The organism is Sphingomonas oleivorans (genome assembly GCF_003050615.1).
GTDB classification, from domain to species: domain Bacteria; phylum Pseudomonadota; class Alphaproteobacteria; order Sphingomonadales; family Sphingomonadaceae; genus Sphingomonas_H; species Sphingomonas_H oleivorans.
On the sequence record NZ_NWBU01000005.1, the window covers coordinates 94,594 to 111,105 of the forward strand.

Below are 16,512 nucleotides of genomic sequence, written 5' to 3' on the forward strand. Positions count from 1 at the left end.
TTGCACTGAATGCGCTATGCCAAGCCGCGACAGGAGGATAAATGGCTTCAGAAGCATAACAGTGGAAACCAGGGGTTTTGAATATGGATCGCCTGACCAGCATGTCCGTGTTCGTCAGGGCCGTCGACTTGGGCTCGTTCGCGGCCGCCGCGGCGGCGCTCGATCTATCCGGACCGATGGTCGGCAAGCATGTGCGGTTTCTTGAGGAACGTCTGGGCGTGCGCCTCATCAACCGGACCACGCGCCGCCAGAGCCTGACGGACTTCGGGCGTGCCTATTATGAACGCTGCCGGATCATACTTGCCGAAGCGGCGGCTGCGGATGCGCTCGCCGCCGATCAGCTTTCCGAACCCTGCGGGAAGCTGCGTGTCACCATGCCCGCCTTGTTCGGCCGGCACTGCGTCGCCCCCGTCCTGCTGGAGCTTGCGCGGCAATATCCTCGGCTGGAGCTTGATCTGTCGTTCGGCGACCGCATCGCGGAGCTTGCAGAGGATGGCTATGATCTCGCCATCCGGACCGGCAATCTGGCAGACAGGGCCGGTGTAATCGCGCGTCGCGTCGCACGCCAGCGCATGGTCGTCTGCGCGTCGCCCTCCTATCTCGAGGAGCACGGCCGGCCAAGGCGGATCGAGGATCTCGGCAGCCACCAAGCCATCGTCTACCGTCGGTTGAGGCCGGTTTCCCCCTGGCTCTTTCCGCGCGAGGGCCAGCCTCCGGCGGAGGTCATGCCGGCCAGCCGGTTGCGGCTCGACGACATGGATGCAATCGCCGATGCCGCGGCGACCGGCATGGGGCTTGCCTGGCTTCCATTCTGGCTGGTTCGGGAGCGCATTCAGGCAGGCCTGCTTGTCCGGCTATTGCCGGATCAGCCGGAATTTCTTTACGACGTCCATGCGCTTTGGCTGCAGACATATCATCTGCCGCTAAGGGTCCGCCTTGCTGTCGATGCGTTGGCGGCTGCATTGCCCAGATTCATGACATGAGATGCAGGAGCGCGATCCCGAGCCGCCACCGATGATCCGGAGCTGCTTTTGGAGACTGGCTCAGCCGCTGCCTGATGCCGCTTTGGGCGCCTTTCCGCCATCGTCCACCATTTCGCTTAAACCCGCTTCTGCCTGCCCAAAGCCGGTTTTCCCAACGGCATCGACCCATCCTAGCCGTTCGGCAGCGATTTTCGTCTCCCTAGGAGCGGCCGGTCCGCTTGAGTGCTGACGGATCCGCCAATTGACCTTTCCCTGACCGGGAGGTGCCTGACAGCGGATCTGCTGAAGCGAAGTCTCACCATCGATCCCCTTCGTGTAATCGAGCCCTCAGAGTTCTGAGCGGCTGACCATCGACGACAGTGCGGGAGCGACATGGCTATCGCAAGTCATTCCACAATGGAGAGCGATCAGCCCGTGCGATCGACCCCGCTCAGGCGCCAGTCGCGTACCGCGCCGCGATGCCTTTGAAGATCGTCTCATTGACCTCCTTGCCAAACTCCCGCTCGATGAAGGGACGCTGTGACAGGTCGGTCGTTCCCACATATTCAGACGCGCGGCGGACGACCGCCCGGTTCGCACGGGCCACCAGCTCGTTGCGGCTCAGGGTAAGAAAACTGTCTCTCAGACTCCTGCTGTTCACCGCAATGAAGAGTTTGCGCGACGCGATCGGCATCGTGATGAAGCCTGTTGGGGTGAAGACCCCTTGTGATTGCTGGAGGAGCGCATCGGAAACGAGAAATTCCCTCCCGCCCTCGGTCTCCCTGATCAACCAGTGCATCCGGTTGAGGCTTAGCCCATGTTGCGGATTGTCCATCATCGTGAACATCAACTCGAGTGCCTTCTGCTCGACGATATGCGGGGTGGACCTGACCAGCAGTTCTTCAAGAGTCGCCGGCATGCCCTCCTTCCACTCTTCGCGATAGCGGATCCTAAGCTCGCTGTCCGGTTGGGTCAGCAGATGGGTCATGGCCGATTTGAATGCCGTTACGCCCTCTGGTGTGCGAAACCATTGGGACATGATGAACCGGCTCCAGGCGCTCCGCTGCTTCTGAGGCATGCCCTGGATCTTTCCCTTCAGAAGGAGGGAATGGGTTTCAGCCGCCTGAGCATCCAGCGGCGACATGAACTTCTCCTCGAAGATCTGCATCTTCTCGGGAGACACTCCCGGCAAGGCATAGAGATGCGGCTGGTAACCTATTTCCGCCGTCGAGACCTGCTTGACGGCGATCTTGTCACCATAGGGGCGGCTGAAGCGCCAAAGCTTCCTGTCCGTCACCGCCCACTGCGCCAGCAGGAATTGCGGCGTATAATGATGCTTCACGGGGGGATTGTTGGCCGCCATGGGCGTGCTTCAATCGGACGCCTGGGCAGACCGCGGCTCTTCCTCTGTCGACCGCGCCAGGCAATAGGCGATTATCCGGTCGCGGGCATGCTCAAGGGCCTGCCGCTCATCCCGATCAATATGGTGGAAGACTGTTCCGATCAATGTGGCCACAAGATTAGCGGCCACAGGCAGAGGCTCGAATACATAGGCCATCTCGATCGCATGAATTTGCTGCTTCGGATGCTCGATGTCGTGGCGGATCCGCGCGAGCCGATCGAGCAGGAGGGCATCGTCGGTGGAAAGCTGGATAGCGTCGCCCCAAGGCAAAGGGCCCGCTGTGGCCTTGGCGAGCAAGTCTGGAAAGCTCATGACACGGTCGCTGGTGGGACGCTCGACGCCTCCTTCGCCGCGATCTTCCAGATAGGCCAAGTGGCGCGCCGCGAGCTTATCATCATGGGCGCCGATATTGGCGGTGCCCGCCAGTGCTGCGGTCAGCGCCGCCTGCAGAGCCAGATGCGCAGACTTGGCGGCCAAAGCCAGACGCATCGGAAATTGGTTCATCGCCTCAAGCTGATCGGCACAATCGACCAGGCTCATCACCGCGATGGTCTCGGGCGTGACCATAATGGACGGGAATTCGGATTTGTCGTCCGCAGCGGCCAGTATCTCTGCCCAGTTTACAGGCAAATCGGTGTCGTTCGTCATGGCGAAGGATAGCAAATTGCCGATCTTGCCACCAAGGATCAATCTGCGACCCGTACCGCGCAAATCTACGACGCCGGGCCGGCCTCCTGCCCCATCTCCTTGCCGACATAGAGGATTTCTGGCGGTTCGGTCACGACGTCGTCGGGATCACGATCATTGAACATCGTGGCGAATTCCTCGTCGGTCCAATCACCGTCACCATAGTCCGGAACATCAAATATCGTCATTCCCCCATCGATTCTCCCCATGCCGAATAGCGGGCCGACAAGGGCGCAATGCGGGACGAAATAGGTCTTGATGAAAGGATGCTCCTCATAGGCCTTCCTGATGAAGATCTGGCCCCTGGTGCCTTCGATGAACCAAGGCCGAAGCCCGAAGGTGCCGAATTGCTGATCGATGATTGTCCGCATGTGAAGAATGGCTGCCAGCGCATCTTCCTTGAGCGTGTCATAGGTGCTGACATTGAAATGGAGCGAGCGGTGGCGAAGGAGTTTCAGCTCGCGAAATTCGGCCACGGCTCCAGGCAGCAAAATACCCCAGGCTTCAAGGGCATTGATCGGCACATCCCAGTTATCGAAGGAGTCCTTCCGATAGACCTGCTTATATTCCGGGCTCGCCGTAAAAAAGGAACGCATGTCGAGGATGAGATGGTTGAGAATCCTCTCGCCCAGCGCGCAGGCGCCGACCAGCGCGGGATAATATTGGCCCATGACATAAGCGTCGCGAACCTGGGGGTAGAGCTCATTGTGATAGGCAAGGATCGACATGGGCTTCGTGTCGATGGCGACGAAGTTCTCGACCTTCCTGTCCAGCGCGTGCACACCAAACTTGATTGCGAGACCCTTTGATATCTGGTCCTTATTGCCTTGCCACATCTCCTTGATGTGCGGCTCCCAATCATCCTCGATTTTCATGCCAAGGGTGACGGCACGAGTATCGAAATCCCATGAGAAACTCAGCCGCCTGCGGCGGCCAGCATCAGGAATCCGGGCGGTATAGTCGCTCGGCGGGAGCGTCTGGGGTATGTCATAGATTGTCGGGCGGTTCGTCCTGAAGGTCTTCATCGCATCATTGACCGGGATGATTGCGGGAGTGTTGCTTGTCCGACAATCGCTTCAGGATCCTCCTGGAGCTGGCCCCGTATCAACCGAAGGACGCGACATGTCCGGTCGAGCGGAATAGAGCCGATATGGGCAGTCTCCAGGCCTGCGATAATCCGCAGATTTGGCGAGTGCCTCTCAAACGCCTCGCGCCAGCGGGACAGGGTTTCCTCCGTCGTGAGCAGCTCGGCAGCGACGCCGCTACGTTCGATCTCGATCCAATATCGCGGTTCGTCGTCTGTGGCGCCCAGCCAAGCCGACCAATGTGCGGCCGCAGGCGAAGCGGCGTCGTCAGGCCGGGTGAGATCGAAAAGGCTGACCCCGCCGATGGAGCGGCAAAAGCCGTTCTTGTACAAGGGGGGCGCATCGGCACGGATTTTCCCTTCGTTCACAATGCTGCGCCACGCATGTTCTTTGGTCGCGTGCCAAAGCCCTCCATCAAGCATGCGAAGCAGTGTGCCGTCGATCCAATCCGGCGCTCCTGCGCGTCTCGCAGTCCTGCTGATCGCAGCCGCATCGCCGTCGGGGGTCAAAATAACAAGCCGCGTACCGACATGAACACCCCTCCATATTCTGTCGCCGGCTTGTAGACGATCGTGCGTTTGACCTTGAATCCCTTCATGCAAGGATCGCCCTTACGCCGCCCTGCCGGCGTCCCCTCGTCGCCGCCGCACGGATAGGTCTTGTCGATGGTGGTGATCTGGGATTCGTAGCTGTGGTTGCGCAGAAATGCGCCGAAGTCGAAACCGCCTCGCCTGCACCGATCATTCGGGCATGGCACGAAGCGGCTGGACGAGGCGGCGGTGAAGTTTAGCGGTCTGGACCCACGAATATCAAGCCAGCCGTAGAGATTATCATCGATCGTGAAGTCGATCCGCTCGACATTCGGATAAGCCTCGTCGAAGTAGGCAGCCCTCCCGCCGAGCCACGCCTTATCTTCCAATTTATCGGGCATCGGCGATCTGCTCGATCTCGGCCGCGTCCAGTTCATAGTTTCCGCCAAGGCGGTCCCACGCCCGGACCATGGCACGATAATGGTTCAGCGACGTCGAACTGTGCGAGTTGTCCGGACGGTCGGCGAGTTCATCCCACAGACCAAGCGTGCGCCGCAGGAACTGCGCGAACCCATAATGACCGGTCGAGCCATTGCCATCGAAACCTTCGAACTGGGCATGATAGCTCTTGGGGGTATATTTCAGCCGGTCGCACGAAAATGTGATGGCCCTGAAGACGTTGAGAATTTCCTGAACTTCACGGCAGGTCGCCTCGTCCACTCCGCTCTCGTAAATCGAGGGATTCAGCTCGGAATAATAAAGCTCGAAGCCATTGGAGAGGATTTCCTGATTCCTCTCATATTCCTTTATATCGTCCGGATTCACATGTTTCAGTATCTCATACTGGTTCCAGAGCGAAAGGCGTTCAGCCTGGGTAAGCTTCATCTTTGCCACAAAAATCCCCTGTGAATGAAACACCCTTCTAATGGGTGCGAGTTGGACAAGAAAGCCGGGCCTTGCGATCAATAGTCCATATTCACATGGCGCTCCCATTGATCGGACCAACCGTCGATATAGGCGTCGATACCGACTGGCCCTTCAGCAATGGCCTCTGCATATTCCGCGCAATGCTCGGCATCGAACACGGGATCGACGCCTCCCCGCATGAACTGGTCAGGCCCGGCAAGAGCGCCAGTCGACAGAAGCTGATCGAGTGCGTCGAAGGTTTCGCAGCTTTCGGCATGGCCCTCGGCGTCGACAGGCAGCATGGAGAAGCGCACGCTTTGGCCGAACTGCGAAAAATTGGCAGGAACCGCGCCGATGCTGGGAAGACGGAAGAACAACGAACCATTGTCGTTTTCCACACCGCCATGCGCAAACGGATTGCGGATGCGCTCCTTGATCCGTCGCATCCGACCAAGGATGTCGGATGTCTCGTTCGAAAATGGCGCCGTCAGCACCGTCTTCAGCTTGTCTCCCCATTTCATGCCCAGCAGCGCAAGCATGTCTCCCTCGGCGAATGGCCGACCGGTAAACACGCGCAGCAACACGAGCCGATGCTCCAGGCTGCTGAAATAGGCGTCGATCATGGCAGTTGAATGGAAGAAGCCCTCGCGGTCAGCGGACAGCCGGGCATTGATCCGGCTGGTCAAGCTCGCCCCTAACCGCTTTGTCCGGTCAGTTCCTGCCTCGGCTCCGTCTTCGTCGGAAGGCATCGGCCGATGATAGGCCGCATCGGCCAGCGCACGATGGAAACGGTAGCGCTCATCAAACTCGGCAAAGCGGTTGATGATCATTGCCTCGCCACGGTCCACCTGCGCCTTCGCGAACGGGCGTAGAAAAGCCTCTACGTCGCGGAGCGCAGTGCAAAGCTGGCCTTCTATTCTGCCCTGCAACTGGGGCCGGTCTTTCGGGAGGATGATCGTGAAGCCGAATTTCCGGTACTCAAAGGCGATCCTTTGCCCATCAATGGCGCCATAGACCGTCCAGCGCACTTTCTCCCCATGGCGGTGCCATGGCCATCCCAGCACGTCCCGAGCGCAAAGAGAACTAGTTCCGGTACGGGAAAAAGGAAACGGTCCGGATGATAGCTCACCATGGGGCTCTTTGCGGCTTCCTCGGGAATCTTGGCCGAAAAGCCGGCGAGCTTTCGTTCAAGGCGCCTCCGCAGCACCGCAAGGCTGCTCTCATTGTCCAGCGGATTTCCCATCACGTCCGACATCCCACTACCTCTACCCTCGTACTAAACGCGAATGCCAATTTGGCCGCAAATCGAAAGATCAGGCTGGTCCGTTCAGAACCTGCCTACCGGCCTTCGTTGAGTGCGAGGAAAATGGCGCTCCCTCCTGCCGAGTAGAATCCCCCGATCGCCGACATGGACGCCCGCAGCCCGTCTGGCGGGCACAAGGGCACGTTCTAGTGCTGCAACGATGAAAGGAAGCTCAATATGCGGATCGGCCAGCCTTGCCGAAAAGAATCGCAATTAGTGACTGGACGAAGGGCAGGTATCTCAAGATGACCGCTCGGAACCGGACCGACCGGAAAGTCCCAAAGCCCGACGTCTAACCACCGTCTCCGACCAAGCTGAACGAACGGCGGCTATTGGGATCGAGGTTTGGCTCCCAACGGCAGTGATGAGCGGATAGTGTTGAAAAAGTCCGCAAGCCTATTTTTTTACGCCGGTCTGGCAGAATGGAATCTTGCGACGTGTCTACTTGAATAAGAATTTCATGTGAAAAGCATAGGTTGTAAAAATATTTCTTGTCTCTCTGGAGAGGCGACTTTTCAACAATATAAGCACCTCCCCCACCCCCTGATCCGCGCCGGAACAAAGGTCACGCCGCCTGCGCCGTCGCCGCGGCGAAGCGCTGCCGATAATCGCCGGGGGACAGGCCGATGATGCGGTGGAACAGCCTGCGGAAGGCCGACGCATCCTCATAGCCGACCGCCCAGGCGATCTGCTCCACCGGGCGCCTGGTGAACTCCAGCAGCTCGCGCGCCTTGCCGATGCGCAGATGCTGCGCATATTCGATCGGCGTCATCCCCGTCGCGGCCTTGAAGCGGCGCAGGAAGGTGCGTTCCTCCATCGCCACCAGCCGCGCCATCTCCGCCACGCTCACCGCGCGCGCCTCGCGCGCCTGCAGCCAGTGCTGCACCTTCAATATCGCCTCGTCGCCATGCGTCAGCCGCGGCGCGAAGCTCGAATAGTGCCGCTGCTCGCGCCCCGCCGGGTCGATCAGCAGGAAGCGCCCCGTCTCGATCATCACGGTCGGGCCGAACAGCCGGTCGACGAGGCGCATCCCGAGGTCCGTCCAGGCCATCAGCCCGCCCGCGGTGATGATGTCGCCATCCTCGATCACGATCTTGTCCGGATCGAGCCGCACATCGGGGAAGCGGTCGCGAAAGGCGTTGGCGAACAGCCAGTGCGTCGTCGCGGGCCGCCCCGCGAGCAGGCCCGTCGCCGCCAGCACGAAGGCGCCGCCGCAATTGGAGGCGAGCGTCGCCCCCTGCGCATGCCGATCGAGCAGCCAGCGCGCATAGGGCGCCGCCTCCTCCGCCTCCATCGGCCCGGACAGCCGGCCGGGGACGAGCAGGATGTCGGGCGTGCCCGCGCGCCCCGGATCCGCGGCCCCGAGCGCGGGATGCGTATCGAAGCAGCGCGCGAAGCCGCCGCCATCCTGCAGCCGCCAATGGCTGACGCGCGCGACCGGCCCGTCATATTTGGCCGAAATATCGCCCGCAATCTGGATCAGATCGGTCATGCCATGGACCATCGCCATCTGGCAGCCCGGATAGGATAGCAGGCCCAGCTCGGCCTTCGGCTGCCGCATCGTCGTCGTCCCGGCCATCGCGCGCGCTCCTTTGTCGGTATCGGCCCGTAATATGTCACATTCGCCGATCCCGGCCATTCCGCAACGCGCCTAATCCTTCAGGCACAGGGCAGGGACAGAGCGCCACCGCCCTTCCAGAACGTCGCAAGCATCAACGCCAGGACATTGAAAGGACAGGAACATGGCCAGGATCACCACCCAGGACGGCACACGCATCTTCTACAAGGATTGGGGCTCGAAGGAGGCGCAGCCGATCCTCTTCTCGCATGGCTGGCCGCTCTCGGCGGACGCCTGGGATGCGCAGATGCTCTTCTTCGCGGACAAGGGCTATCGCGTCATCGCGCATGACCGCCGCAGCCATGGCCGCTCGGATCAGGTGTGGGACAACAACAACATGGACCAATATGCCGACGATCTGGCCGAGCTGATCGAGACGCTCGACCTGCACGACGCGATACTGGTCGGCCATTCCACCGGCGGCGGCGAAGTCACCCGCTATATCGGCCGGCATGGCAGCGCGCGGATTGCCAAGGTCGCGCTGATCGGCGCGGTCCCGCCGCTGATGCTCCGGACCGAGGCCAATCCCGGCGGGCTTCCGATCGAGGTGTTCGACGGCATCCGCAAGGGCACATACGACAATCGATCCCAATTTTTCCAGGATCTTACGACCCCCTTCTACGGCTATAATCGCGCGGGCAGCACGCCCTCCCAGGGCATACGCGACAGCTTCTGGCTGCAGGGGATGATGGGCGGCCTCAAGGGCCAGCTCGACAGCATCCGCGCTTTTTCCGAAAGCGACTTCAGCGAGGATCTGAAGCGGTTCGACAAGCCCACGCTCGTCCTCCATGGCGACGATGACCAGATCGTGCCGATCGGCGCCTCCGCGCTCGCGACCGTCAGGATCGTCCGCCATGCGATCCTCAAAATCTATGAAGGCGCCGATCACGGCCTGACGCAGACGCATCAGGATCGTTTCAACGCCGACCTGCTCGATTTCATCCGGGACTGACCCCGGGACCGGACCCAAGCTTTGCTTATTCGGGCGGCGGGCATTTTCCGCTGCCCCTCTCCTTCCTCTTCCAGCATATTCTTCTTCCAGGAGACATGACATGACCAAGGGCAGCATTCTCGTCACCGGCGCATCGAACGGCATCGGCGCGGTCTATGCCGATCGGCTCGCCAGGCGCGGGCACGACCTGATCCTCGTCGCGCGCAGCGGAGACAGGCTCCAGGCGCTCGCCGATCGGCTGCGCAGCGAAACGGGCGTCGCGGTGGAGGTGATTTCCGCCGATCTCGCCCAGGCCGCCGATCTCGCCAAGGTCGAGGCGCGGCTGCGCGAGGATCGCGCGATCACGGGCCTCGTCAACAATGCGGGCATTGCCGGCGAAGGCGCGATCGTCGATGCGGACCCGGCCTATCTGACGGGGATGATCGATCTCAACATCCTCGCGGTGACGCGGCTTGCCGCCGCGATCGCGCCGCGGCTCGCAGCACAAGGCCAGGGCATGATCGTCAACATCACCTCGGTCACCGCCTTGATGCCGGACGGCTTCACCCCCGTCTATCCCGCGACCAAGGCGTTCGTGCTCGCCTTCACCGAGGCGCTGCAGGCCGAGCTCGGGCCCAGGGGCGTCACCGTGCAGGCGGTGCTGCCGGGCATCACGCGCACCGCCATCTGGGAAGAGGCGCGGCTGGCGCAGATCCCGGCGGAGATGATCATGGAGGTGGACGAGATGGTCGATGCCGCGCTTGCCGGGCTCGATCTGGGCGAGAAGATCACCATCCCCTCGCTGCCCGACAATGCCGATCTCGACGCCTATCTCGCCGCGCGCGCCGCGCTCCGCCCCAACCTGTCCCGCAGCAAGGCCGCCTTGCGCTACGCCGCCTGACGCCCCGCTCTCCCCAAGACATACAAGGAGATACGCCATGATCCTCGGACTTTCGGTGCAGGCCTTCGTGATGCTGCACGTCGCCATCAGCCTGGTCGGCATCGCCACGGGGCTCGTCGCGCTGCCGGCGCTGGCGGCGGGCCGCTGGCTCGGCGGCTGGAACGCGGCCTTCCTGATCACCACCGCCGCCACCAGCATCACGGGATTCCTCTTCCCGATCGGCGGGATCACGCCGGCGCTCGTGGTGGGGGCGATCTCGCTCGTCGATCTCGCCATCGCCTTGGTCGCGCTCTACGCGCTCGGGCTGCGCGGCCGGGCGCGGATCGCCTATGCGGTGAGCGCCACGATCGCGCTTTATTTCAACCTGTTCGTGCTCGTCGTTCAATCTTTCCTGAAGATCCCCGCGCTGCAGGCGCTGGCGCCGACGCAGACCGAACTGCCCTTCATCGCCGCGCAATCCTTGGTCCTCGCGGCGAGCGTGGTGCTGGGCGCGACCGCCATCCTCGGCTCCCGCCACGCCGCGCCGACCGCCGCCTGACGCCATCCCGGGCCGGAGCCTCCCTGCCCCGGCCCGGGGCGCCGAAGGACGCCGAAGGACGTCGAAGGACGTCGAAGGACGCCGAAGGAGCCCCGGGGCATGACACAGCTTCAGTTCCGCGAGGCGGTCGCAGCCGATCTGCCCGCGATCGTCGCGATGCTCGCCGACGATAGGCTCGGCGCCGATCGGGAGGATGCATCCTCGCCGCTTGCCGCCGGCTATATCGCGGCGTTCGAGGCGATCGCCGGGGATGCCAACCAGCATCTGATCGTGGCCGTCGACGGCGAGCAGGTGGTCGGCACGCTGCAGCTCAGCTTCCTTCCCGGCCTGTCCAGCAAAGGGGCGTGGCGCGGCCAGATCGAAGCGGTCCGCATCGTCGCGAACCGGCGGGGCGAAGGGCTGGGCGAGCAATTGATCCGCTGGGCCATCGAGGCGTGCCGCCGGCGCGGCTGCGCCACCGTTCAGCTGACCACCGACAACCGCCGCGCCGACGCGCACCGCTTCTATGAACGGCTGGGTTTCAAGGCGAGCCATCGGGGCTATAAATATCCCCTGCCCTGAGCGCGGCCGATCCCGGCTCGCTCCCCACGCGCGCCGCCGTGCCGGACCTGCAGCTGATAGTGATGCAGCAGATCGTCGCCGGCGACCGGGTCGTATCGCATCTGCAGATACGCGGCCATTTCACCGGCCATCTTCAGGGCCGGCAGGGCGCGGGCCAGCCGGTCGATTTCATCGCGACCGACATCGTGCGCGTACAAGCCGGCCGGATCACCGACCAATTGGCATCTGGAGGATAATCCGACCTTCCTCCGCCAGACCGGCCTGATCCCGCCTTCCTCGTCCGGGGGATGAGGGAGGACGGGCGCGGCCGTCAGCGCGCCCGATCCCCGTCCCGAACCACCCGACGACGCGCGTCGGCCGAGCGATCGGGAAAGGCGAGACGCAGCGCTTCATGAAGACTGTTGCCGATGCGGCCGAAAGCGGTTGAGCCCCTTATCGGTGCTGGCCGTTCCCGAACGTTGGGTGATGCGCACGCCGGCGCCTGCTTCATCTCTAAATGACGCTGGCTAGAGGCGCAGCTAGAATATGTCAAAAAAAATGCCCCCCACATCGGACATCTCTTATTAATATTGCTAGAGCACCAGGCGATCTCCGATGCCGAGCAACGGCAATTCTTTAACTTCTAGCGCGGATCAACTTACCAGTCGTGTCATCAAACTCGTAAAAATCCGGGTTCCGCTCTGCGACGAGAGCCATCAATTCGTTGAGTACTTGCTGGATAGAGATTTCTTTGTCAGGCTCGCCCACGGGGAAGGCGCGGACACTCGAAGTGTCTGGCGATGCCTCAACGAGAATGAGGTAGAATCGCTCGAATTGCTCGTCGCGGTCATGCGGGTCCTCTCGCCCCGTGAACAGCTTAAGCCGTTGATGGGCGTTGATGAAGGTCGATCGCCGGCGGGGCGCGCCGTTATCGGCCCTAACGTGATCACTATGAGCGCCTGCATCAAGAAAGAAAAAGCCAGCGAGAACCGCATAAGGAAAACGTCGATGGAGCGTGACTGCCTCAATGAGCATGTCCCCGCGACGATTGGTCAGGTTTTTCTGGAAGTTTCGAGTGTGGCTATCGCGAAAGTTGATTGTCTTGATTGATATGCCAAGTAAGAGCCCCGATTCTTCGGTCGCCCAAGTTACGTCGACTTTTTTAGCACCGATACCGCCCGCCATGCGGCGCTCCGCGCCTGAGCCGCCAAGCTCACCGGGTTCGGCTGGTCGCGCTTCCTTGCACCCACGCCGACGGAGTTCCGCCCCGATTGTGACGGCCACAACGGCCGACATCGCCTCACTATAGGCCTTCTTATGATCCGATTTAGCGTCATCGTCCGGTTTTGGCGGTAGACTGCGAAGCGCCGCATCGATTGCCTGCTCAATTGGTAACACGCTCGCTCCTGCTACGAGTTACGCGCCGCTGGAAGAGGAGGTCGCGAGCACCGCGCAAGCCTGCCACCTCCGATGGACTTAAGCCAAGATGCCGCTCGAGCAGGATGGTATCAACCAGCTCGACAGCGCGCTGCGGCTTGGTGCTGCGAAGCGCTCGGCCAATCTGTGGCCGAATCGCGCGCAGCTCGTCTGCGATCGCCTCGAGGGTGACAGGCGTCGGTACAGGCAGCATATCGGCTTCCTTGGGCTCATGCTTGAGCATCCCGCCGCCATAGGCGCGGCCGACAACCTCGGCTCCCAACAGGGTTGCAGAATTCAGCGAAGCCAACGGCAGCAATTCGCGACCAATCGCACGCACGGCAGCCTTGAGCTTTACTCCATAGAGTGAATTCAAGAACTGGGCGTCGGCATCGTTGGTGATGAGGCGTGGTCGATCGTGATTCATGTAGGTAAACAGGAGATCAGGCCGGTCAACGAGCGGCACACGCCACCATGGTGAACGCTTGCGGCACTTATAGGTCTTATGGACATCTGCAGCCTCCCCCTCGGCAATGTATGCGCGAGCCGCTGCAGACGGGTTTGCACCGGGTGCAAAGAGAAAGCAACGCTTCCCCTCCTTCGCAAGACTTTCCCATGCGGCCTGGGTAAAGGTCAAACCGCGCAGATGCTTGGAACCTGGCGGCGAAATCCCTAGCAGCTCGTTCGATTTGAGGCCGAGCTTGGCAGCTTGCGCTCGATCGAGCGAGAACCAATCGTTGTTGCCCGAGACAGCGCCTAGATAGGTCTCACCCCATCCGAGCATATTGGTAAAGCCGGGCCCCTCAGTGAGCCGGGCATAGATGTCGAGCGCCGCAGCCGGAAGCAGCGCAGATGTCCATTTTTGATCGCCTGATGGAACGTAGCCAATCCAAGAATCGGCACAGATCCGCTCGAGGTCAGCGAGATTGCGGGCTTGGTACACCTCGAAACTGGGTGCATCGCCACGCCCCTCCGCGAGGAGCAACACTACTTCCTCGAGCACATCGGGAAAGACCAGTTCCTCGAACAATACGAGGCGCACCTTCGCGAAGCGCGTCAGCAGGAAACGCCGCACCTGTGCAGCATAGTTCACCGTCAGCAGCTCGGCAGGAAGCACGAGGCCGAGGCGACCGGTGTCCTTGAGGAAGTGCGATGCATGGATGGTGAAGGCAGCCCAAGAGCTGGCTAACCCCGTCAGGCGGACGCCTTGGGCTAGAGCAGCTTGGAGGCTCTTGGCACGGGCATCGCCAGCGAACTGCTGGTAGCGCACATAGGGCGGGTTGCCGATTACCACGTCGAACTTCTTCGGAGGCGGAGTCTGGTCGAAGAAGTCGCCGATCGCGATCTCTACTTTAGCGTTCTGAGCCGCTAACCGCGCCGTAGCCGCCTTCGCTGAGGCAGCGTGGATCTCTACTCCGTGTAGTTGCCCGTCGAGACCGACAGGGGCGCCGAGAGCCCGCAGGCGGTCGACTGCCGGAGCAAGAAAGGCAGCATCGCCGCACGAGGGCTCGAGCACCGTGTCCGCGGGCGACCGGACCGCCCAGTCAGTGATGAATCGGGCAAGCGTCGAAGGGGTGAAGAAGGCGCCGCGTGCCTTGCGCAATGCCGGTGTGTCCATGATCCCCTTAAGCTCACCATACAGAGTTCCAATTCTGGAGGAACCCTTCAGCTTACGCATAGCACAATGTTCTTTGTCTGTTCCAGCGCAAATTTGTGCTCGATGCTGAATTGGTTGCAGAGGGTTGCCCTGAGTATACAAGGCTACTTGTTCATCTCGCTCCAGCAGTCGGTGACTTTTGTGCGTGTATTCAATTCATTCGTCACAATTATGTCAAATACCACCGCCACCCGCTCAACCCTATCAACGTAAATCTCTGCGTCTCCGAGAGTTACGGTAGCGTCGACCTTTCCATGAGCGATCTGGTTCCTACGATTGACGATCGCATCAATGGCGCTCTTTACGACTTTGTCAGGCTCAATTGCGATGAACATGTCCCATACATTAACCAGCCCAACCGTCTTAAATAGCGCCTCTATCTCACCACTACCCGGATTTGCAAATCCAGAAGTATGAAGCTCTGCGTCTAGGCAGTTATCAGGCTTATCATCATCACTGAGCAAGGGATGTGCATGAAGAGCTTTAGCAAGCGCCCATCGCTTTGTTGGATCCTTTGACTCCCAATCCGAGAAAGCGCGAATAATTTGGTGGGCCCTAATCTCTCCTGGCAAGTCATAAGTTCTCTTTACAATTTTGTCGTACACTCCCACAATGTCGTCAATCAAGTCTTCAAAAAACCCCTCTATATGACTACAGAGTAGAACATGAGCCCCTCTTAGTAGAGCTGAATCTCTTTCATAATTCTCTTTTTTTATACGATAATCAGCATCTTGAGAGGTGCAAAGGGCATGAAGCCTCTTAACCTCAAGCATCCTGTCTGAGAATTTTGTAAGGGCCGGAGAGGGCATTTGATCACGCTCCGTAGGAGAGCGCCGGGCATGGCAGACCCAATCCTCTCAGCTTATCTCCCCAGAGACGCATGCGTGTGTTAATCCGAGCTTTATCACGGGTTGCTCGACCGATGGCATCCTGAAAATCGTCATTATTTACACAGAGATCCTGCAAAGCCGCTATGACTGCTTCCGCTTTAGCGACCAGCTGATCCTTCTGAAGATGGACAAACGTAAGCATAATGACGTCATACACTGCCCTATTTATCTGGTTAGCATAGGAACCTGTGCCGTCTATTTGTCGAAAGGCATTCCTGCCAAACACAGCATCAACCTTGTCCACTGTCTCTTCAAAAATACTCCTGTGCGCCTCCTTGTCCTGCTCAGTCATCCGAATTTTGGTTTCAAGGTACTTATCCAAGAATGGAGCGAAGAAACCGCGATATGTGTATGCGCTAAAATGGAAAGCAAAGAAGCGGAGGACCATCTCAGCATCCCCCATGCGCATGTCGACGTCATCAACACGGCGTATTTTCTGAAACTGTTTGTTGTCGCACTCTTCCCGAACAATGACGTTAAGGTCGCCTCGGTAGTTGGAGTTCCTCAGCTCCTGTGGATTCAGCTTGACTGCCCCCTGATTAAGTCGTTCAAAAACGTCGAAGCGAATGTCTGGATGAGACTCCTTCTGAATGACGATGCATCGAATGGTTCTAGTGCGGATAAGTCGCTGATCTGATTTATCGAGCTCCGAAAATCGCTTCTTGTTAAGCTCCGGACGAACGCGCAGGCCAGACAATGGATAGAGATTATCCATGTAACGCGATATTGCGGTTAGGCGCTGTTGCCCATCAATGACGCTGTAAGCGCCGTCTTCAAGCTCAGCAAAATAGCAGACAGGAACCGGCACGTTTAGAAGGAGCGACTCAATCAGCCGGCTAGACTTCTTGGCATCCCAAACATGACGACGCTGATAGTCGTCCTGAAGAACAAGCTGACCGTCATCAATCTGCTCCTGTAGGGAGCTTACAATGAAATCAAATGGTTGAGTGAGAAGCTTGCGGTCCCGAGGCGGGATGGTGAGCTCGGGCCGCGCTGCCTCGTCCTCGTCGTCCTCTTCTGGGGCAAAAACTTCAGCAACAAGATCGTTCTGACCAGCGTCCTCTTCCTCAGGCAACATGCACATCATCCCCCATCGATGGGGGGTCGTATAGCACGTCAAACAGAATGAGCGAGACGCTCAACGCT

Annotated in this window: 18 protein-coding genes; 6 read left to right on the top strand and 12 right to left on the bottom strand. The window is 60.1% G+C overall.

What is annotated here, in order from left to right; all coding sequences use genetic code 11:
• Positions 1–83: 83 nt before the first annotated feature.
• Positions 84–983 (top strand): LysR family transcriptional regulator, encoded by a 900-nt coding sequence (locus CLG96_RS05875; protein ID WP_107966952.1) that lies wholly within the window; start codon positions 84–86, stop codon positions 981–983.
• A 430-nt stretch (positions 984–1,413) separates the two neighbouring features.
• Here the strand turns inward: CLG96_RS05875 and CLG96_RS05880 are convergent, their stop codons facing one another.
• The 8 genes from CLG96_RS05880 to CLG96_RS05915 form a co-directional block, all read right to left on the bottom strand.
• Positions 1,414–2,325, bottom strand: a complete 912-nt coding sequence (locus CLG96_RS05880; RefSeq protein ID WP_107966953.1) for a DUF4238 domain-containing protein — start codon at positions 2,323–2,325, stop codon at positions 1,414–1,416.
• Between the two features lie 9 nt (positions 2,326–2,334).
• Positions 2,335–3,054 (bottom strand): hypothetical protein, encoded by a 720-nt coding sequence (locus tag CLG96_RS05885; RefSeq protein ID WP_107966954.1) that lies wholly within the window; start codon positions 3,052–3,054, stop codon positions 2,335–2,337.
• 23 nt (positions 3,055–3,077) lie between these two features.
• Entirely contained in the window at positions 3,078–4,076 is a 999-nt protein-coding gene (locus CLG96_RS05890) for a hypothetical protein (protein ID WP_107966955.1), read from the bottom strand.
• Positions 4,073–4,645 carry a hypothetical protein gene (locus CLG96_RS05895; RefSeq protein ID WP_107966956.1) on the bottom strand — a complete coding sequence of 191 codons (573 nt, stop codon included), beginning with the start codon at positions 4,643–4,645 and terminating at the stop codon, positions 4,073–4,075. The genes CLG96_RS05890 and CLG96_RS05895 overlap by 4 nt, the downstream gene beginning before the upstream one ends.
• Positions 4,642–5,067 carry a hypothetical protein gene (locus CLG96_RS05900; protein WP_133175358.1) on the bottom strand — a complete coding sequence of 142 codons (426 nt, stop codon included), beginning with the start codon at positions 5,065–5,067 and terminating at the stop codon, positions 4,642–4,644. The genes CLG96_RS05895 and CLG96_RS05900 overlap by 4 nt, the downstream gene beginning before the upstream one ends.
• Positions 5,057–5,551: a YfbU family protein gene (locus CLG96_RS05905; protein ID WP_243395673.1), complete on the bottom strand. Its 495-nt coding sequence runs from the start codon at positions 5,549–5,551 to the stop codon at positions 5,057–5,059. The genes CLG96_RS05900 and CLG96_RS05905 overlap by 11 nt, the downstream gene beginning before the upstream one ends.
• A gap of 77 nt (positions 5,552–5,628) precedes the next feature.
• Entirely contained in the window at positions 5,629–6,600 is a 972-nt protein-coding gene (locus CLG96_RS05910) for a hypothetical protein (protein ID WP_133175359.1), read from the bottom strand.
• An 840-nt stretch (positions 6,601–7,440) separates the two neighbouring features.
• Positions 7,441–8,454, bottom strand: a complete 1,014-nt coding sequence (locus CLG96_RS05915) for a GlxA family transcriptional regulator (protein WP_165799545.1) — start codon at positions 8,452–8,454, stop codon at positions 7,441–7,443.
• Between the two features lie 163 nt (positions 8,455–8,617).
• Between CLG96_RS05915 and CLG96_RS05920 the strand changes: the two genes are divergently transcribed.
• The 5 genes from CLG96_RS05920 to CLG96_RS05940 all read left to right on the top strand — a co-directional run bounded on the left by CLG96_RS05920 (position 8,618) and on the right by CLG96_RS05940 (position 11,660).
• Positions 8,618–9,445 (top strand): alpha/beta fold hydrolase, encoded by an 828-nt coding sequence (locus CLG96_RS05920; protein WP_107966960.1) that lies wholly within the window; start codon positions 8,618–8,620, stop codon positions 9,443–9,445.
• Positions 9,446–9,545: 100 nt separating this feature from the next.
• Entirely contained in the window at positions 9,546–10,325 is a 780-nt protein-coding gene (locus CLG96_RS05925; RefSeq protein ID WP_107966961.1) for an SDR family NAD(P)-dependent oxidoreductase, read from the top strand.
• Between the two features lie 37 nt (positions 10,326–10,362).
• A complete protein-coding gene (locus tag CLG96_RS05930) occupies positions 10,363–10,863 on the top strand; it encodes a hypothetical protein (protein ID WP_107966962.1) in 501 nt (166 codons plus the stop codon).
• Positions 10,864–10,962: 99 nt separating this feature from the next.
• Positions 10,963–11,424, top strand: a complete 462-nt coding sequence (locus tag CLG96_RS05935) for a GNAT family N-acetyltransferase (protein WP_107966963.1) — start codon at positions 10,963–10,965, stop codon at positions 11,422–11,424.
• Between the two features lie 38 nt (positions 11,425–11,462).
• Complete coding sequence (locus tag CLG96_RS05940; protein ID WP_207796599.1) at positions 11,463–11,660, top strand: ester cyclase; 198 nt, start codon at positions 11,463–11,465, stop codon at positions 11,658–11,660.
• Between the two features lie 379 nt (positions 11,661–12,039).
• Here the strand turns inward: CLG96_RS05940 and CLG96_RS05945 are convergent, their stop codons facing one another.
• The 4 genes from CLG96_RS05945 to CLG96_RS05960 all read right to left on the bottom strand — a co-directional run bounded on the left by CLG96_RS05945 (position 12,040) and on the right by CLG96_RS05960 (position 16,444).
• Positions 12,040–12,801, bottom strand: coding sequence for a hypothetical protein (locus CLG96_RS05945; RefSeq protein WP_207796600.1), 762 nt, complete (start codon positions 12,799–12,801; stop codon positions 12,040–12,042).
• Complete coding sequence (locus CLG96_RS05950) at positions 12,788–14,497, bottom strand: N-6 DNA methylase (protein WP_207796601.1); 1,710 nt, start codon at positions 14,495–14,497, stop codon at positions 12,788–12,790. The genes CLG96_RS05945 and CLG96_RS05950 overlap by 14 nt, the downstream gene beginning before the upstream one ends.
• Positions 14,498–14,580: 83 nt before the next feature.
• A complete protein-coding gene (locus CLG96_RS18480; RefSeq protein WP_133175360.1) occupies positions 14,581–15,285 on the bottom strand; it encodes an MAE_28990/MAE_18760 family HEPN-like nuclease in 705 nt (234 codons plus the stop codon).
• 4 nt (positions 15,286–15,289) lie between these two features.
• Positions 15,290–16,444, bottom strand: coding sequence for a DUF262 domain-containing protein (locus CLG96_RS05960; protein ID WP_207796602.1), 1,155 nt, complete (start codon positions 16,442–16,444; stop codon positions 15,290–15,292).
• Positions 16,445–16,512: the final 68 nt, after the last annotated feature.